Origin of the sequence: Streptomyces sp. NPDC050263 (genome assembly GCF_040655955.1) — a bacterium.
In the GTDB taxonomy this organism is placed as follows: Bacteria; Actinomycetota; Actinomycetes; order Streptomycetales; family Streptomycetaceae; genus Streptomyces.
Genome location: NZ_JBFAKW010000018.1, coordinates 48,630 through 64,194, shown reverse-complemented (window position 1 = coordinate 64,194; position 15,565 = coordinate 48,630). Strand labels below are relative to the sequence as shown.

Sequence of the window (15,565 nt, the reverse complement as noted above, 5' to 3'; positions counted from 1 at the left end):
AGGGGCGGGCCTTCGGGCGTTCAGCGGGCCACGACAGCCCCGGACGGCCAGGACGGCCTGGTCCTAGGCCGCCGGTGCCGGTACGTACGGCGCGAGGTCCGCCGCCAGTTCCTCGTGCACCCGCGCCTTGAGCAGGGTGCCCTCCGGGGTGTGCTCCTCGGAGATCACCTCGCCGTCGGAGTGGGCACGGGCGACCAGCTTGCCGTGGGTGTACGGCACGAGCGCCTCGATCTCGACCGAGGGCCGCGGCAGCTCGTCGTCGATCAGCGCGAGCAGTTCCTCGATGCCCAGGCCGGTACGGGCCGAGACCGCGATAGAGCGCTTCTCGATCCGCATCAGCCGCTGGAGCGTCAGCGGGTCCGCCGCGTCCGCCTTGTTGATCACGACGATCTCGGGCACCTTGGTGGCGCCGACGTCCCGGATCACCTCGCGCACGGCGGCCAGCTGCTCCTCCGGGTTCGGGTGCGAGCCGTCCACCACGTGCAGGATCAGGTCGGACTCGCCGACCTCCTCCATGGTGGAGCGGAACGCCTCGACCAGGTGGTGCGGCAGATGCCGGACGAAGCCGACGGTGTCCGCCAGCGTGTACAGGCGGCCGCTCGGGGTCTCGGCCCGACGCACGGTCGGGTCGAGGGTCGCGAACAGGGAGTTCTCGACGAGGACACCCGCGCCCGTGAGGCGGTTGAGCAGCGAGGACTTACCGGCGTTGGTGTAGCCCGCGATGGCGACGGACGGCACCTTGTGGCGCTTGCGCTCCTGGCGCTTGATCTCGCGGCCGGTCTTCATCTCCGCGATCTCCCGGCGCATCTTCGCCATCTTCTCGCGGATCCGCCGCCGGTCCGTCTCGATCTTGGTCTCACCGGGACCACGGGTGGCGAGGCCGCCGCCCTTTCCGCCGCCCATCTGACGGGACAGCGACTGGCCCCAGCCGCGCAGCCTCGGCAGCATGTACTGCATCTGCGCGAGCGCGACCTGCGCCTTGCCCTCTCGGGACTTGGCGTGCTGGGCGAAGATGTCGAGGATAAGGGCCGTACGGTCGATGACCTTGACCTTGACGACGTCTTCGAGATGGATCAGTTGGCCCGGGCTGAGTTCTCCGTCGCAGATGACCGTGTCCGCGCCCGTCTCGAGGACGATGTCACGCAGCTCTTCGGCCTTGCCGGAGCCGATGTAGGTGGCGGCGTCGGGCTTGTCGCGGCGCTGGATGACGCCGTCGAGCACGAGCGCGCCCGCGGTCTCCGCGAGGGCGGCCAGCTCCGCGAGGGAGTTGTCCGCGTCCTGTGCGGTCCCCGTGGTCCAGACGCCGACGAGCACGACCCGCTCCAGGCGGAGCTGGCGGTACTCGACCTCGGTGACGTCCTCGAGCTCGGTGGAGAGGCCTGCCACGCGGCGCAGGGCCGCGCGCTCGGAGCGGTCGAACTGGTCGCCGTCCCGGTCTCCGTCGATCTCGTGGCTCCAGGCGACGTCCTCTTCCATCAGGGCATCGGCCCGAAGACCTTCGGGGTAGGCGTGCGCAATGCGCTTGGTGTCCTGGGAAGGGGAAGAAGAGGAGGTCATTGGGTCCTTACGTCGTTGGGGGTGCCGACACGGCGGTCTTCATGAAGGAGAACGCACGAGCACCCCGGGAGATTCCCCGTGGCCCGTGCGCGCCGACGTCACGATGGTCGCACGGTACGGCCCGTCTCGTCACGGCCTTATTTCGCGGCCGGCGGGGCCTTCGGCGCGGCGTGCGGCGCGGCCTGGGGTGTGGCTTTCGACCCCTTCGCGGCGGTCGGCGCCACGGACTTCCAGTCCGGGTGGCCGGGCATCGGCGGGGTCTTCTCGGCGTACAGCCAGTCCTTGAAGAACCCGGACAGGTCACGTCCGGAGATCTCCTCGGCGAGGCTCTGGAAGTCGGCCGTGGACGCCGTGGAGTCGCGGTGGTTGTGCACCCATGCCCGCTCCAGGTGCTGGAACGCGGGCCGGCCGATCTTCTCGCGCAGGGCGTACAGGACGAGAGCCGCGCCGTCGTAGACGTTGGGCCGGAAGATGCTGATCTTCTGGCCGGGGTCGGGCGCCTTGGGTTGCGCCGGCGGGCCTCCCGCGGCGCGCCAGCGGTCGGAGGCGCCGTACGCCGCCTTCATGCGCGCCTCCAGGGTGCGGCCCGCCTTCTCCTCCGCGTACAGCGCCTCGTACCAGGTGGCGTGTCCCTCGTTCAGCCACAGGTCGGACCAGGTGCGCGGGCTGACGCTGTCGCCGAACCACTGGTGGGCCAGCTCATGGACCATGATCGACTCGACGTACCACTTGGGGTAGCCGGGCTCGGTGAAGAGGTCTCTCTCGAAGAGAGAGAGGGTCTGCGTCTCGAGTTCGAACCCGGTGGACGCCTCGGCCATGAGCAGGCCGTACGTCTCGAAGGGGTAGGGGCCGACCTTGCCCTCCATCCAGGAGATCTGGTCGGGGGTCTTCTTCAGCCACGGTTCGAGAAGTGCACGGTCCTTGGTGGGCACGACGTCCCGGACGGGCAGTGCGTGCGGCCCCTCGCGGTGCACGACGGTGGAACGGCCTACGGACACCTGGGCGAGCTCGGTGGCCATGGGGTGCTGGGTGCGGTACGTCCACGTGGTGCTGTCGCCGACTCGTTCGACGCCGGCCGGCAGCCCGTTGGCGACGGCCGTGTAGTCGTTGGGCGCGGTGATCCGGATGGTGAACATCGCCTTGTCGGACGGATGGTCGTTGCACGGGAAGACCAGGTGGGCGGCGTCCGCCTGGTTGGCCATGGCGAGGCCGTCCGCGGTCCTGACCCAGCCGCCGTCGCGGTCGGCGGTGCTCACGGGATCGCTGATGTGCCGCACGGTGATCCGCATCCAGCTGCCCGGGGTGAGCGAGTCCTCCGGGGTGACCACCAGGTCATCGCCTGCGCCGACGAAGGCGGCGGGCTCGCCGTCGACCTCGACCGAGTCGACCTTGCCGTGGGCGAAGTCGAGGTTGATCCGGTCCAGGGCGGCGGTGGTCCAGGCGTCGATGGTCGTGACGGTCTGGAGGGGTTTGCTGTTGGTGCCGGAATAGGTGAAGGCCAGGTCGTACGACGCGACGTCGTACCCAGGGTTGCCCAGGTGCGGGAAGAGGCGGTCGCCGACGCCGAGCGGGACCGCCGGTGCGCTCGCGGCGACTAGACAGACGGAGACGGCCGAGGCGAGCAGCGCGGATTTCAGCCGGACGCGGGGGGTGAGCAGCATGCACCACCGCTACCAGCGCGCACGGCCACCGCGTGGGCGACGCGCGCCCGGTCCACCCGAACGGGTTGCTCACGCGCGCGTGCGTGACGCTCCGGTATCGACCGCGCCTCATCGACCCCGAACTCGTTGCTCACGCGCGCGTGCGCGACGCTCGGGCGGGACGCACGCGCGGCTCGGGCACACGCGTGTGCGTGCGCTAGACAGGCCCCGCGGAGGCCGGCGCGTGGTGCTGTGCGCGGCCGACGTCGTACACCCCGGGCACGTTCCGCATGGCCCTGATGAGGGTGGGCAGTTGGGCGGCGTCGGGGAGCCGGACGGTGTAGGTGTGGCGGACCCGCTGCTGGCTCGGGGGCTCGACGGTCGCGGAGACGATCTCCGCGCCTTCCAGCGCCATGGCCTCGGTGAGGTCGGCGAGCAGATGGGGGCGGCCGAACGATTCGGCGACCAGGGTGACCCGGCATCCGGTGGTGTCGCCCCAGCTCACGTCGACTTCCTCGCGCCCCGCGTCCACCATGCGCGCCACGGCGGCGCACTCGGCGCGGTGCACGGTCACCACTCCCCCGCGCACCGCGAAGCCGGTGACCTCGTCGAGCGGTACGGGCGTGCAGCACCCGGCGAGCCGGACGCTCGCCTCGGGCCGGTCGACGACGGTGATCGCGGCGCCGGGCCGCGGAGCGGGCTCGTCGGCCGTGGACCGTGCGGTCGCCTCGGCGGCCTTGGCCGTTCCGGAGGCCCCGGAGTCCGCTGCCGGTGCGGAGCCCTCGTGCTCGGCCGGGGTCGGGTGCGTGGCCAGCCACCGCTGGATGGCGATCCGGGCGGCGGGCGTGTGGGCGTGCTCCAGCCACTCCCTGGAGGGCTCCGAGGCGGGATCCTGACCCATGAGGAGCTGAACGGTGTCGCCGTCCCGCAGAACGGTGCTGAGGGTCGCCAGGCGGCCGTTGACACGGGCGCCCATGCAGGCGTGCGCGTCCTCGCCGTACTGCTCGTAGGCGGCGTCCACGCAGGTGGCTCCCTCGGGCAGGCCGAGGGTTCCGCCGTCGGGGCGGAAGACGGTGATCTCGCGGTCCTGGGCGAGGTCCTCGCGCAGGGTGGACCAGAAGGTGTCGGGGTCGGGGGCGCCCTCCTGCCAGTCCAGGAGGCGGGAGAGCCAGCCGGGCCGGGTGGGGTCGACGCGTTCCTCGTCGGCGGGGACTCCCTGTCCGGTCTGCTCCTCCGCGGGTCCCGTGTAGGGATTGCCCAGGGCGACGACGCCGGCCTCGGCGACCTTGTGCATCTGGTGGGTGCGGATGAGGACTTCGGCGACCTGGCCGTCCTCACGGGCGACGGCGGTGTGCAGCGACTGGTACAGGTTGAACTTGGGGACGGCGATGAAGTCCTTGAACTCCGAGACGACCGGCGTCATACAGGTGTGCAGTTCACCCAGGACCGCGTAACAGTCGGCGTCCTCGTTCACGAGTACCAGCAGGCGGCCGAAGTCGGCGCCCCGCATCCGGCCGCGCTTGCGGGACACGCGGTGCACGGAGACGAAGTGCCGTGGCCGAATGAGGACTTCGGCCTGGATGTCGGCGTCCCGCAGGACCACGCGCATGGCCTCGGAGAACTCGGCGAGGGGGTCGTCCGCGCGGGAGGCGTTGTCGACGATCAACTCGCGCGTGTGCTCGTACTCCTCGGGGTGCAGGATCGCGAAGACGAGGTCTTCCAGCTCGGTCTTGAGCGCCTGGACGCCGAGGCGTTCGGCGAGCGGGATGAGGACGTCCCGGGTCACCTTGGCGATGCGTTCCTGTTTCTCGGGGCGCATCACGCCGAGGGTGCGCATGTTGTGCAGCCGGTCTGCGAGTTTGATCGACATCACGCGGACGTCGTTGCCGGTGGCGACGAGCATCTTGCGGAAGGTCTCGGGCTCGGCGGCCGCCCCGTAGTCGACCTTCTCCAACTTCGTGACGCCGTCGACGATATAGCGCACCTCGGCGCCGAACTGCTCCCCGACCTGATCGAGGGTCACATCGGTGTCCTCGACGGTGTCGTGGAGCAGAGACGCCGTCAAGGTCGTGGTCTCCGCGCCGAGTTCGGCGAGGATCAGCGTCACGGCGAGCGGGTGGGTGATGTAGGGCTCGCCGCTCTTGCGCATCTGGCCGCGGTGCGAGGACTCGGCGAGCACGTAGGCGCGGTGCAACGGTTGCAGGTCGGCGTCGGGGTAGTGGGCGCGGTGGGCCTCGACCACATGGCCGATCGCGTCGGGCAGCCGGCCGCGGGAGGCCGGGCCGAGCAACGCTGCCCGACCCAGGCGGCGCAGGTCGATCCGGGGGCGACTGCGCCTGCGGGGGGCGGCAGGCACTACAGGCACTACCGGGCCTGGCGTCGCAGGGTTCGTGGCCTCCGCACTCATGGGCACCTCCGGCTGCGTGGACCGGCGGACGGGGTGTCCCAGGGCGGACACGGCTCAGGGGACTGGTGAACGGTCCCCCGTCCGGGCCGGTGCTTGATGCTACCGAGCCCACCACGCCCGACTGACCGCCTCTCGCCGAGCGTGAAACGGATCACCCATTCGAGCGAAGGATCGGGGGTTTACGGTTTTGAGCCGCCTGACCTGAAGGCCGTCGTGAATTCGAACCCGCGACCAGGCCCCGAGGATGCTCCGGTGCACCTCCGGGCCGTCCCGGCCTCCGATGCCAAGCCGCGGCCGCGTCAGCGAACGACTGTTTCCAGCCACTCGGGATCGATCTCACCTGTGGCCACGATCACTGCGGGCCCGGTCATCTCGATCTCGCCGTCGGGCCGCTCGGTGATCACCAGGCGGCCGCCGGGGAGGTCCACGGTGTACGTGGCGGGCGTCCCGGTGACGGCCGGGTCGGAGCCGTCCCGGCGGGCGGCCGCCACGGCGACGGCGCACGCGCCCGTGCCGCACGAGCGCGTCTCGCCGGACCCGCGCTCGTGCACCCGCAGGGCCACGTGCCGCGGGCCGCGGTCCACGACGAACTCGACGTTGACGCCGTCCGGATAGGCGGAGGCGGGGCTGAAGGGCGGCGGGGCGTACAGCGGGCCCGCGTGCGCGAGGTCGTCCACGAAGGCGACGGCGTGCGGGTTGCCCATGTTCACGTTCCGGGCGGGCCAGCTGCGCCCGTCGACGCTGACCGTGACCTCCCCCTCGGGAAGGCGGGCCTTGCCCATGCCGACGGTGACGTCCCCGTCCTTGGCGAGGTGCACACTCTTGACGCCCCCGCGCGTGGCGACCGCGAGGTCCCCCCCAGGGATGAGGCCGGCGTGCTGGAGGTAGCGCGCGAAGACCCGGACCCCGTTGCCGCACATCTCGGCGACGGAGCCGTCGCCGTTGCGGTAGTCCATGAACCACTCCGCCTCGGCCGCCATGTCCTTCGCCTCGGGGTGCGCGGCCGACCGCACGACGTGCAGCAGTCCGTCCCCGCCGATGCCCGCGCGACGGTCGCACAGGGCGGCTACGACGGCCGGGGGGAGGTCGATGGCGTTCTCGGGGTCCGGGACGATCACGAAGTCGTTCTCGGTGCCGTGCCCCTTGAGGAAGGCGATCCGGGTGCTCATCCCTCGATCGTACGGGGTGGCAGAAGCGGAGCTCAGCGCAGCCGGGCGACCCGTCCGACGGCCAGGGCCACCACCGCGGCGACCATCACGACGTAGGCGAGGACGACCCGCCAGTCGGGCCGCCGGCCGGAGCCGCGCTGGGGCAGGCCCGGCCACGTGTAACCAACGCGGCGGGCGGCCATCATTCCCCAGCCGGCCGCGCAGGAGCAGATCAGCAGCCCGAGCATGGCGATCATGGCCCCGCTGTCGCCGAAGTCGAAGGCGAGCGGGAAGGCGAACATCAGGGAGCCGAGCGCGGCCAGCGCCACGATGGGCGCGAGCTGCCAGATCCGGAGCCGGCGCTGCGGGCGCAGCTCGACCTCGACCTCGGGGCCGCCCGCGAACATCTCCTCGGGCTCGGGACCGTCGTCGGTCACCCCGCCCGCAGTCTCGTCCTCGTCCGGCCCGTCGGGGCTCAGACGTGCTTCCTCGGGCTCCGGTTCACCACGCTCGGTGGTGACGTGCTCGGTGCCTTGTGCGGTGTCGCGAGGGCCGGCCTCCATCGCCACGCGCCCTCCCAACTCGGACTCCACTTGGTCGATCGAAGCTCGATGATGGCACGGCACCGGATGCCCGGATGACGGCCTGGGCGTCCCGATGCCATGACGTGATCAGGCTGTGACCGGTCGTTCCACCAACGCCAGCGCGAGCTCCGGAAGTTCTGTGAGATCAGCCGCAGCCCCACTCAACCAGTGCACCCGCGGATCGCGCCTGAACCACGAATCCTGACGGCGCGCGAAGCGCTTGGTGGCACGGACGGTCTCCGCGCGCGCCTCGGCCTGCGTGCACTCGCCGGCGAGGGCCGAGAGAACCTGCTGGTAGCCGAGCGCGCGCGATGCCGTACGCCCCTCGCGCAGGCCCTGCGCCTCCAGCGCGCGCACCTCGTCCACGAGCCCCGCGTCCCACATCCGGTCGACGCGGCGGGCGATGCGCTCGTCGAGTTCGGGACGGGCCACGTCGACCCCGATCTGGACGGTGTCGTAGACGGAGTCATGGCCGGGCAGATTGGCCGTGAAGGGCTTTCCGGTGATCTCGATCACCTCCAGGGCCCGGACGATTCGGCGGCCGTTGCCGGGCAGGATCGCGTGCGCCGCCTCGGGGTCGGCGGCGGCCAACCGGGCGTGCAGCGCGCCCGATCCGCGCAGCGTCAGCTCCTCCTCGAGCCTGGCGCGGACCTCGGGGTCGGTGCCGGGGAACTCCAGGTTGTCGACGGCGCCGCGGACGTACAGCCCGGAGCCGCCGACGAGAACCGGCCACCGGCCCTCGGCGAGCAGGGCGTCGATCCGCGCGCGTGCCAGTCGCTGGTACTCGGCGACGGAGGCGGTGAAGGTGACGTCCCAGACGTCCAGAAGGTGGTGCGGGACGCCTCGACGTTCCTCGGGCGTCAGCTTGGCGGTGCCGATGTCCATCCCTCGGTAGAGCTGCATGGAGTCGGCGTTGACGACCTCGCCGCCGAGCCGCCGGGCCAGGAAGACGCCCAGATCGGACTTTCCGGCTGCGGTCGGTCCGACGACGGCAATGACGCGGGGGGTGGGGGGTGCGCTGCTCACGGCACCAGTCTCGCAAACCTCGACACCCGCCCTCGAACGAGTTACGTGACGACGCCGGTCCGGGGTCGTTGCCCGTTGCGAGATTCCCGTCGCCCCGCACGGGGGCGGCGGCCCCGGTGGCGCAATCGGACGCACCGGCCAACGCGGGATTTCGCCCGCACGAGTACCGTATGGAGTGGATATGGGCGTTTTGGCGCGACTTTTCCGGAGGCCGAAGACCTCGGAGGAGGCTGCGACCGAGGAGGCGACCGCCACCGAGGCACCGTCCGGTACGACGCCGGACGACACCCCGGAGGAGAGCGCCGAGGCGGAGCAGGCCGCCGAGACCGTGCATGAGAAGGCCGAAGCGGGGGACACGACGGAAACAGAGACAGAGACAGAGACAGAGACAGAGACGGTGACGGGGCCGGCAGCCGAGCCGGTCGCCGCCACCGACGGCGTCGAGATCCCCCGGCAGCAGTCGGCCGAGGAAGCGGCCGACAGCGAGGCCGGCGAGGGCGCCCGCACGTGAACGCATCCGCGAGGGAAGGTGGCCCATGGGCCTTTTGGACAATTTGAAGGCCAGGCTCGCCCCGGCCAAGGGCAAGGTCTCTGACCTCGCGCAACAGCACGGGGACAAGGTCCAGCACGGTATCGACAAGGCCGCGAAGGTCGTCGACGAGAAGACCAAGGGCAAGTACAGCGACAGGATCCACACGGGCACCGACAAGGCCAAGGGCGCCATGGACCGGATCGCGCACAAGGAGCCGCCGGCAGGCGGCGGCGACACGTTCACGCCGCCCGGCCCGCCCCCGCCGGCCTCCTGAGCGGACGGCGAAACGGTGAGACGGCGGACGGCCGCGAAGCGCAGACGCTCGCGGCCGTCCGCCGTCTCAGCTGCCGTTCCGCCCGTCGCTCACCCGCCGTGTCACCCGCTGTGTCACCCGCTGTGTCACCCGCTGTGTCACCCGCTGTGTCACCCGCGGTACGGCTACACCATCCGGCGGCCCGGCGCTACGACCAGGTCGCGACGATGTACCCGACCCCGTACGGGGCGTCCTCGTACAGCAGCACACCGGTCAGCCCCGCGTCCTCGGCGGCGCCCGCGAGCACCTGCCAGGGCGCCCGGCCCGAGGCCTTGAGCTCGGACGCCGGCTCGGGGTCCAGTGCCTTGAGGGCCGCTACGTCCGCCGCGCCGAGCGCCCGCGCGACCTCCGCGTCGAACGGCGCCGCGCGCTCGTCGAGATAGCCCGGCGCCTTCAGCGTCCGGCACGCGCTCGCGTCGCCCATCACCAGCAGCGCGACCCGTCCCGCCGCCCCGGCGATCTCCCTGCCGGCCTCCAGACACCGTTCGGGCGTCAGCGGCTCGCCCACGCCCAGTCCCTCGATCGGGGCGTCCGACCACCCGGTCCGCTCCAGCAGCCAGGCGCCGACGGCGAGGGACGGCGGCAGTTCGCGCGGGGACGCGGTGTCGTCGCCGCGGCCGAGCCGCACGGAGAGGTCCACCCCGAAGCCGCGGAACGAACCCCGGGCGCCCTCCGGATGCGCTCCGCGTGCGGACTGCTCGGCCGGTCCGACGACCACGAGCCGGTCCGGCCTGGCGGCCGCCAGCACGGCCAGCGCGTCGGAGCAGGCCGTGCGCACGGCGTCCAGCTCGGGAGCGGCGCCCGCGGCCACCTCGGGCACGAGAAGGGGCGGGCAGGGGCAGACTGCGGCGGCGACAAGCATGATCGGCAGGGTAGCCCCGTAGGAGACCCACGGGGCAACCACTCGGGGGCCGCGCCGGACGCGTCAGTCGCAGCCGCAGCCGCTGCCCGTGGCGACCGGAAGCGGGGCGGGCACCCCGATCTTGGGCAGACCGAGCAGCACGCCGGCCGGCTTCGCCGCCTTCTCCGCGGTGCGCTTCTCCCAGGCGTCCCCCGCGCGCGTGCGGCGCACCTCCAGGACGGCGCCCTCGGCCAGGAGGTGGTGCGGAGCGGCGTACGTCACCTCGACGACGACGACGTCGCCGGGGCGGACCTCCTGCTCCGGCTTGGTGAAGTGGACCAGGCGGTTGTCGGGGGCGCGGCCGGAGAGGCGGTGGGTGGCGCCGTCCTTGCGGCCCTCGCCCTCGGCCACCATGAGCTCCAGGGTGCGGCCGACCTGCTTCTTGTTCTCCTCCCAGGAGATCTCCTCCTGAAGGGCGACAAGACGCTCGTACCGCGCCTGCACGACCTCCTTGGGGATCTGGTTCTCCATCGTCGCGGCCGGGGTGCCGGGCCGCTTGGAGTACTGGAACGTGAAGGCCTGGGCGAAGCGGGCCTCGCGGACCGCGTGGAGGGTCTGCTCGAAGTCCTCCTCGGTCTCGCCGGGGAAGCCCACGATGATGTCGGTGGTGATCGCCGCGTGCGGGATGGCGGCGCGGACCTTGTCGATGATCCCGAGGTAGCGCTCCTGCCGGTAGGAGCGGCGCATCGCCTTCAGGACGGTGTCGGACCCCGACTGCATCGGCATGTGCAGCTGCGGCATGACGTTGGGCGTCTCGGCCATGGCGGCGATGACGTCGTCGGTGAAGTCGCGCGGGTGCGGCGAGGTGAAGCGGACGCGCTCCAGGCCCTCGATCGCGCCGCACGCGCGGAGCAGCTTGCTGAAGGCCTCGCGGTCGCCGATGTCGCTGCCGTAAGCGTTTACGTTCTGGCCGAGCAGGGTGATCTCGGAGACGCCCTCGCCGACCAGCGCCTCGATCTCGGCGAGGATGTCGCCGGTGCGGCGGTCCTTCTCCTTGCCGCGCAGGGCCGGGACGATGCAGAAGGTGCATGTGTTGTTGCAGCCGACGGAGATCGACACCCAGGCCGCGTAAGCGCTTTCGCGGCGGGTCGGCAGAGTGGACGGGAATGCCTCCAGCGACTCGGCGATCTCGACCTGCGCCTCTTCCTGCACGCGCGCGCGTTCCAGCAGCACCGGAAGCTTGCCGATGTTGTGCGTGCCGAAGACGACGTCCACCCAGGGCGCCCGCTTCACGATGGTGTCGCGGTCCTTCTGCGCGAGGCAGCCGCCGACCGCGATCTGCATCCCGGGACGGCTCGCCTTCCTCGGCGCGAGCCTGCCGAGGTTGCCGTACAGCCGGTTGTCGGCGTTCTCCCGCACCGCACAGGTGTTGAAGACGACAACGTCCGCGTCGCCGTCGGACCCCTCGGGCGCGCGCACGTACCCGGCCTCTTCGAGCAGCCCGGACAATCGCTCGGAGTCATGGACGTTCATCTGGCACCCGTAAGTGCGGATTTCATAGCTCTTGGGTGTGTGAACGTCCACTGCGAGGCTCCGGTCGCTGCTGCTGGTCATGGCTCAAGGGTAGGCGCTCCACGAGGAACACCCGTCTCCCTTTGTCCCAGGCGCCTCCGACCGGCCTCAGGGGTCGATGAGTCCGGCGCGGATCGCGTAGCGGGTGAGCTCCAGGCGGTCGCGCATGCCGAGCTTGTGCAGGAGGTTGGCACGATGCCGTTCGACCGTTTTGGCGCTGATGTAGAGCAGCGCGCCGATCTCCCTGGAGGTGTGGCCCTCGGCCACCAGCTTGAGTATCTCCTCCTCGCGCTCGGTGATGGGCCGCTCGGGCAGTCCGTCGAGACCGCCGCCGTCGCCCCGGTGCAGTCGGTCCAGGTACGAGCGGACGAGGGCCCGTTCCGCGCCCGGGTAGATGAACGGCTCGTCGCGCACGACCGCCCGGCAGGCCTCGACCAGGTCCCGGTCGGCGACCGACTTGAGGACATAGCCGCCGGCTCCGGCCTTGAGGGCCTCGAAGAAGTACTGCTCGTTGTCGTACATGGTCAGGATGAGGATGGGCAGTTCCGGGAGGCGGCGGGAGAGTTCCCGGGCCGCCTGGAGACCGGTCATCCGGGGCATTGCCACGTCGAGGACGGCCAGGTCGATGTCCCCGGCCCGGGCGCGCTCGACCGCTTCGGCTCCGTCACCGGCCTCGGCGACCACCGTCAGATCGGGCTCGCCGTCCAGGATCAGCCGCACTCCCCGACGGACGAGGGTGTGGTCGTCGGCGAGGAGAACGCGGATCGGCGGGGTGGGTGGTGCGGGTGTCGGGGCGGGCGAAGTCGCCGAGGCACCGTCCGTCATCGGTGACCTCCCGGAGGGGCGGCGGCGTCCGGTCGGTCGGCGCCGGCCGCCGCCCGCAGCCGTATCTCCGTCCCCCTGGTCCCGCCGCCGCTGCCGTGCGCCCTCGCCGACACGGTGAGGGTCGCCCCGATCAGCAGGGCCCGTTCGCGCATCCCCCGGATGCCGGCGCCCTCTTCCGCCGCCGCGCCCAGGCCGCTGCCGTTGTCCCGGACGAGGAGTTCGACGCCGTCGGCGACCGGGCGGAGGCAAAGTTCGGCGCGGTCGGCGCCGGAGTGCCGGGCGGTGTTGGTGAGGGCTTCCTGGGCCACGCGGTAGAACACGAGTTCCGTCTCCTCGGTCAGCGGGGGCAGACCGGTGCGCAGCTCACGGCGCACGGTCAGTCCATGGGTGGTGAACTCTGCGGCGAGCGAGCGCAGCGCGCTGAGCAGGCCGAGTTCGTCGAGGACGCCGGGGCGCAGCCGACGGGCGATGCGGCGGATCTCGTCGAGGCCGGCCCGGGTGGCCTCCTGCGCCTGGCCCAGTTCCTCGCGCAGGTCCGCGGGGGCCCGGTCGGCCACGCGCTTGAGCTGGAGCAGCACGGCGGTCAGGGTCTGGCCGACCTCGTCGTGCAGTTCACGGGCGATGCGGTGGCGCTCGCGTTCCTGCGCGGACAGCGCCCCGGCCGCGCTGGCGGCGCGTTCGGCCTCCAGCCGGTCCAGCATGGCGTTGTAAGTGGTGATCAGTTCGGCCGTCTCGACCGGCCCCGAGACGACGGCACGGGCCCCGGGGTGCAGCAGGTCGGCGTCGGCCATGGCCCGGCCCAGCCGCCCCAGCGGGGCCAGTCCGACGCGCAGCACGACCGCGTTGACGGTCAGCAGCGCGGCCAGGCCTGCCACCACGACGAGCACCTCGCCCGGCAGTATGGGCGTGGAGACGGTGACCGGGCCCAGCAGCAGCGCGGCCGCCACGACCAGGCCGAAGGCGTTGAGGACGAAGATCCGCCAGAACAACGACACGTGCGCGGCTCCTCCTCTCCCGCTCTCTCCCCCTTGCCATGGCACCGCCGTGACCAGCCTCTTCGTCCACCGTCGGCCCTGTCCATCCGTCACGACACCCATGTCGTCACCGTACGGGGGGATGGCAGCATGGCTGCTCCGGGCACTCGCCGAAGAAGGTCAGAAGAAGGTCAGCAGACGTCAGCAGACGTCAGCAGACGCCACTACACGTCACAGGAACAACCGCCCGCGACCAGCAAGGGGAAGAAACGTGTCTGCTCCACGCCTCCGAATGACACCGCTGCCAGGCATCGGAGTCCAGTACGACCTTGTGACGCGGGAGCAGCGCCACCTCTCCGTGGTGGCCCACCGCGACGGCACCCGCACGTTCAGCGTGTACCGGGCCGACGACCCCGACTCCTGCGCCCAGTCCCTGCGGCTGACCGGCACCGAGGCGGACGCGCTGATCGACGCGCTGATGCCCTCCCATCACAGCCCGAGCCTGCTCTACACCACGGACCTGGGACTGGTCGCCGAGCGGGTCGAGGTGGCGGCCACCTCGCGCTGGAACGGGCGGCTGCTGGGCGACACCCGGATGCGCACGGAGACCGGAGCCTCGATCGTGGCGGTTCTGCGCCGGGCCGAGGCGATTCCGTCCCCGACGCCCGACTTCCGGCTCGCGGGCGGCGACACGCTCATCGTCATCGGCACCCGCGAGGGCGTGGACGCGGCCGCGGCGATACTCGGCCGGGAGTGATCCGGTGCACTCCGCAGTCCTGCTCATCGAGTTCGGTTCCATCATCCTCGGCCTCGGCCTGCTCGGCCGGTTCGCCGCCCGCTTCCAGCTCTCGCCGATCCCGCTGTATCTGCTGGCCGGGCTGGCCTTCGGCGAGGGCGGGCTGCTGCCGCTGGGCGCGAGCGAGGAGTTCGTCGCCATCGGCGCCGAGATCGGCGTCATCCTGTTGCTGCTGATGCTCGGCCTGGAGTACACGGCGAGCGATCTGGTCTCCAACCTGAAGTGCCACTATCCGGCAGGTCTCGTCGACTGTGCCCTCAACGCCGTGCCGGGCGCGGCCGCCGCGCTGCTGCTGGGCTGGGGGCCGGTGGCGGCCGTGGTGCTGGCGGGCGTCACCTGGATCTCGTCGTCCGGGGTGATCGCCAAGGTGCTCGGCGATCTGGGCCGGGTCGGCAACCGGGAGACGCCGGTGATCCTGAGCGTGCTGGTGCTGGAGGACCTGGCCATGGCGGTCTACCTGCCCGTCGTCACCGCCCTGGTGGCCGGGGTGGGGCTGGCGGCCGGCAGCGTGACCGTGGCGATCGCGCTGGGGGTCGCGGGGCTCGTGCTGTTCGTGGCGGTGCGTTACGGCCGGGTCATCTCCCGGTTCGTGTCGAGCGACGACCCGGAGAAGCTGCTCCTCGTCGTGCTGGGGCTGACGATCCTGGTCGCGGGCGTGGCGCAGCAGCTCCAGGTGTCGGCGGCGGTGGGGGCGTTCCTGGTGGGCATCGCGCTGTCCGGGGAGGTCGCCGAGGGGGCGCACACCCTGCTGAGCCCGCTGCGGGACCTGTTCGCCGCGGTCTTCTTCGTCTTCTTCGGGCTGCACACCGACCCGGCGAGCATCCCTCCGGTGCTCCTGCCCGCCCTCGCGCTGGCGGTCGTCACCGCCGCTACGAAGATCGCCACGGGCTACTGGGCGGCCCGGCGGGCCGGGATATCGGTCAAGGGTCGCTGGCGGGCGGGCGGTGCGCTGGTGGCGCGCGGGGAGTTCTCGATCGTCATCGCCGGACTCGCCGTCACCGCCGGGATCGAGCCGTCCTTGGGTCCGCTGGCCACGGCATACGTCCTGATCCTGGTCATCGCGGGCCCGATCACCGCCCGCTACACGGAACCCCTGGCGGCTCGCTGGGCGCGCCGCCGGGCGGCCCAGGACAACGGCAAGCCGGAGCAATTGCCCGAGGCGCTGCCGCCGACGCGGGTGGGCGACTGAGGCACAGCCGCTGATGCCTGCCGGCGGCTGAGCACGGCCGCTGACGGCTGCCGCTGCCGCTACGGCTACGGCTACGGCTACGGCTACGGCTACGGCTACGGCTACGGCTACGGCTACGGCTACGGCTACGGCTACGGCTACGGCTACGGCTACGGCTACGG

The 15,565-nt window shown here is 71.6% G+C and carries 14 protein-coding genes; 4 read left to right on the top strand and 10 right to left on the bottom strand.

Annotation, left to right across the window (positions count from 1 at the left end; genetic code table 11):
* Nucleotides 1-63: 63 nt before the first annotated feature.
* The 6 genes from hflX to miaA all read right to left on the bottom strand — a co-directional run bounded on the left by hflX (nt 64) and on the right by miaA (nt 8,362).
* Nucleotides 64-1,557 carry a GTPase HflX gene (gene hflX / locus AB0J04_RS11500; RefSeq protein WP_363168150.1) on the bottom strand — a complete coding sequence of 498 codons (1,494 nt, stop codon included), beginning with the start codon at nt 1,555-1,557 and terminating at the stop codon, nt 64-66.
* Between the two features lie 137 nt (nt 1,558-1,694).
* On the bottom strand, nt 1,695-3,218 hold the full coding sequence (locus tag AB0J04_RS11495) for a M1 family metallopeptidase (RefSeq protein ID WP_363168149.1): 1,524 nt from the start codon (nt 3,216-3,218) through the stop codon (nt 1,695-1,697).
* Nucleotides 3,219-3,414: 196 nt separating this feature from the next.
* Nucleotides 3,415-5,604, bottom strand: coding sequence for an HD domain-containing protein (locus AB0J04_RS11490; protein WP_363168148.1), 2,190 nt, complete (start codon nt 5,602-5,604; stop codon nt 3,415-3,417).
* Nucleotides 5,605-5,903: 299 nt separating this feature from the next.
* Complete coding sequence (gene dapF, locus AB0J04_RS11485; RefSeq protein ID WP_363168147.1) at nt 5,904-6,773, bottom strand: diaminopimelate epimerase; 870 nt, start codon at nt 6,771-6,773, stop codon at nt 5,904-5,906.
* Nucleotides 6,774-6,805: 32 nt separating this feature from the next.
* Nucleotides 6,806-7,315 (bottom strand): hypothetical protein, encoded by a 510-nt coding sequence (locus tag AB0J04_RS11480; protein ID WP_363168181.1) that lies wholly within the window; start codon nt 7,313-7,315, stop codon nt 6,806-6,808.
* Nucleotides 7,316-7,423: 108 nt separating this feature from the next.
* Nucleotides 7,424-8,362, bottom strand: a complete 939-nt coding sequence (gene miaA, locus AB0J04_RS11475) for a tRNA (adenosine(37)-N6)-dimethylallyltransferase MiaA (protein ID WP_363168146.1) — start codon at nt 8,360-8,362, stop codon at nt 7,424-7,426.
* Between the two features lie 181 nt (nt 8,363-8,543).
* On the opposite strand from miaA, the gene AB0J04_RS11470 reads away from it, so the two are divergent.
* Nucleotides 8,544-8,873 carry a hypothetical protein gene (locus AB0J04_RS11470; RefSeq protein ID WP_363168145.1) on the top strand — a complete coding sequence of 110 codons (330 nt, stop codon included), beginning with the start codon at nt 8,544-8,546 and terminating at the stop codon, nt 8,871-8,873.
* Nucleotides 8,874-8,898: 25 nt separating this feature from the next.
* A complete protein-coding gene (locus AB0J04_RS11465) occupies nt 8,899-9,168 on the top strand; it encodes an antitoxin (RefSeq protein WP_363168144.1) in 270 nt (89 codons plus the stop codon).
* Between the two features lie 187 nt (nt 9,169-9,355).
* On the opposite strand, the gene AB0J04_RS11460 is transcribed toward AB0J04_RS11465, so the two are convergent.
* The 4 genes from AB0J04_RS11460 to AB0J04_RS11445 form a co-directional block, all read right to left on the bottom strand.
* Nucleotides 9,356-10,069: a class III extradiol dioxygenase subunit B-like domain-containing protein gene (locus AB0J04_RS11460; protein ID WP_363168143.1), complete on the bottom strand. Its 714-nt coding sequence runs from the start codon at nt 10,067-10,069 to the stop codon at nt 9,356-9,358.
* A 63-nt stretch (nt 10,070-10,132) separates the two neighbouring features.
* Nucleotides 10,133-11,662: a tRNA (N6-isopentenyl adenosine(37)-C2)-methylthiotransferase MiaB gene (gene miaB, locus AB0J04_RS11455; RefSeq protein ID WP_363168142.1), complete on the bottom strand. Its 1,530-nt coding sequence runs from the start codon at nt 11,660-11,662 to the stop codon at nt 10,133-10,135.
* A 66-nt stretch (nt 11,663-11,728) separates the two neighbouring features.
* Entirely contained in the window at nt 11,729-12,445 is a 717-nt protein-coding gene (locus tag AB0J04_RS11450; RefSeq protein WP_363168141.1) for a response regulator transcription factor, read from the bottom strand.
* On the bottom strand, nt 12,442-13,440 hold the full coding sequence (locus tag AB0J04_RS11445; protein ID WP_363168140.1) for a sensor histidine kinase: 999 nt from the start codon (nt 13,438-13,440) through the stop codon (nt 12,442-12,444). The genes AB0J04_RS11450 and AB0J04_RS11445 overlap by 4 nt, the downstream gene beginning before the upstream one ends.
* 250 nt (nt 13,441-13,690) lie before the next feature.
* Here AB0J04_RS11445 and AB0J04_RS11440 point away from each other — a divergent pair, with 250 nt between their 5' ends.
* Together AB0J04_RS11440 and AB0J04_RS11435 are read left to right on the top strand one after the other, a co-directional pair.
* Nucleotides 13,691-14,176: a TrkA C-terminal domain-containing protein gene (locus tag AB0J04_RS11440; protein ID WP_363168139.1), complete on the top strand. Its 486-nt coding sequence runs from the start codon at nt 13,691-13,693 to the stop codon at nt 14,174-14,176.
* Nucleotides 14,177-14,180: 4 nt separating this feature from the next.
* The gene (locus AB0J04_RS11435) at nt 14,181-15,404 is read left to right on the top strand and encodes a cation:proton antiporter (RefSeq protein WP_363168138.1); all 1,224 of its coding nucleotides are present in this window, start codon (nt 14,181-14,183) and stop codon (nt 15,402-15,404) included.
* The last annotated feature ends 161 nt before the right edge of the window (nt 15,405-15,565 follow it).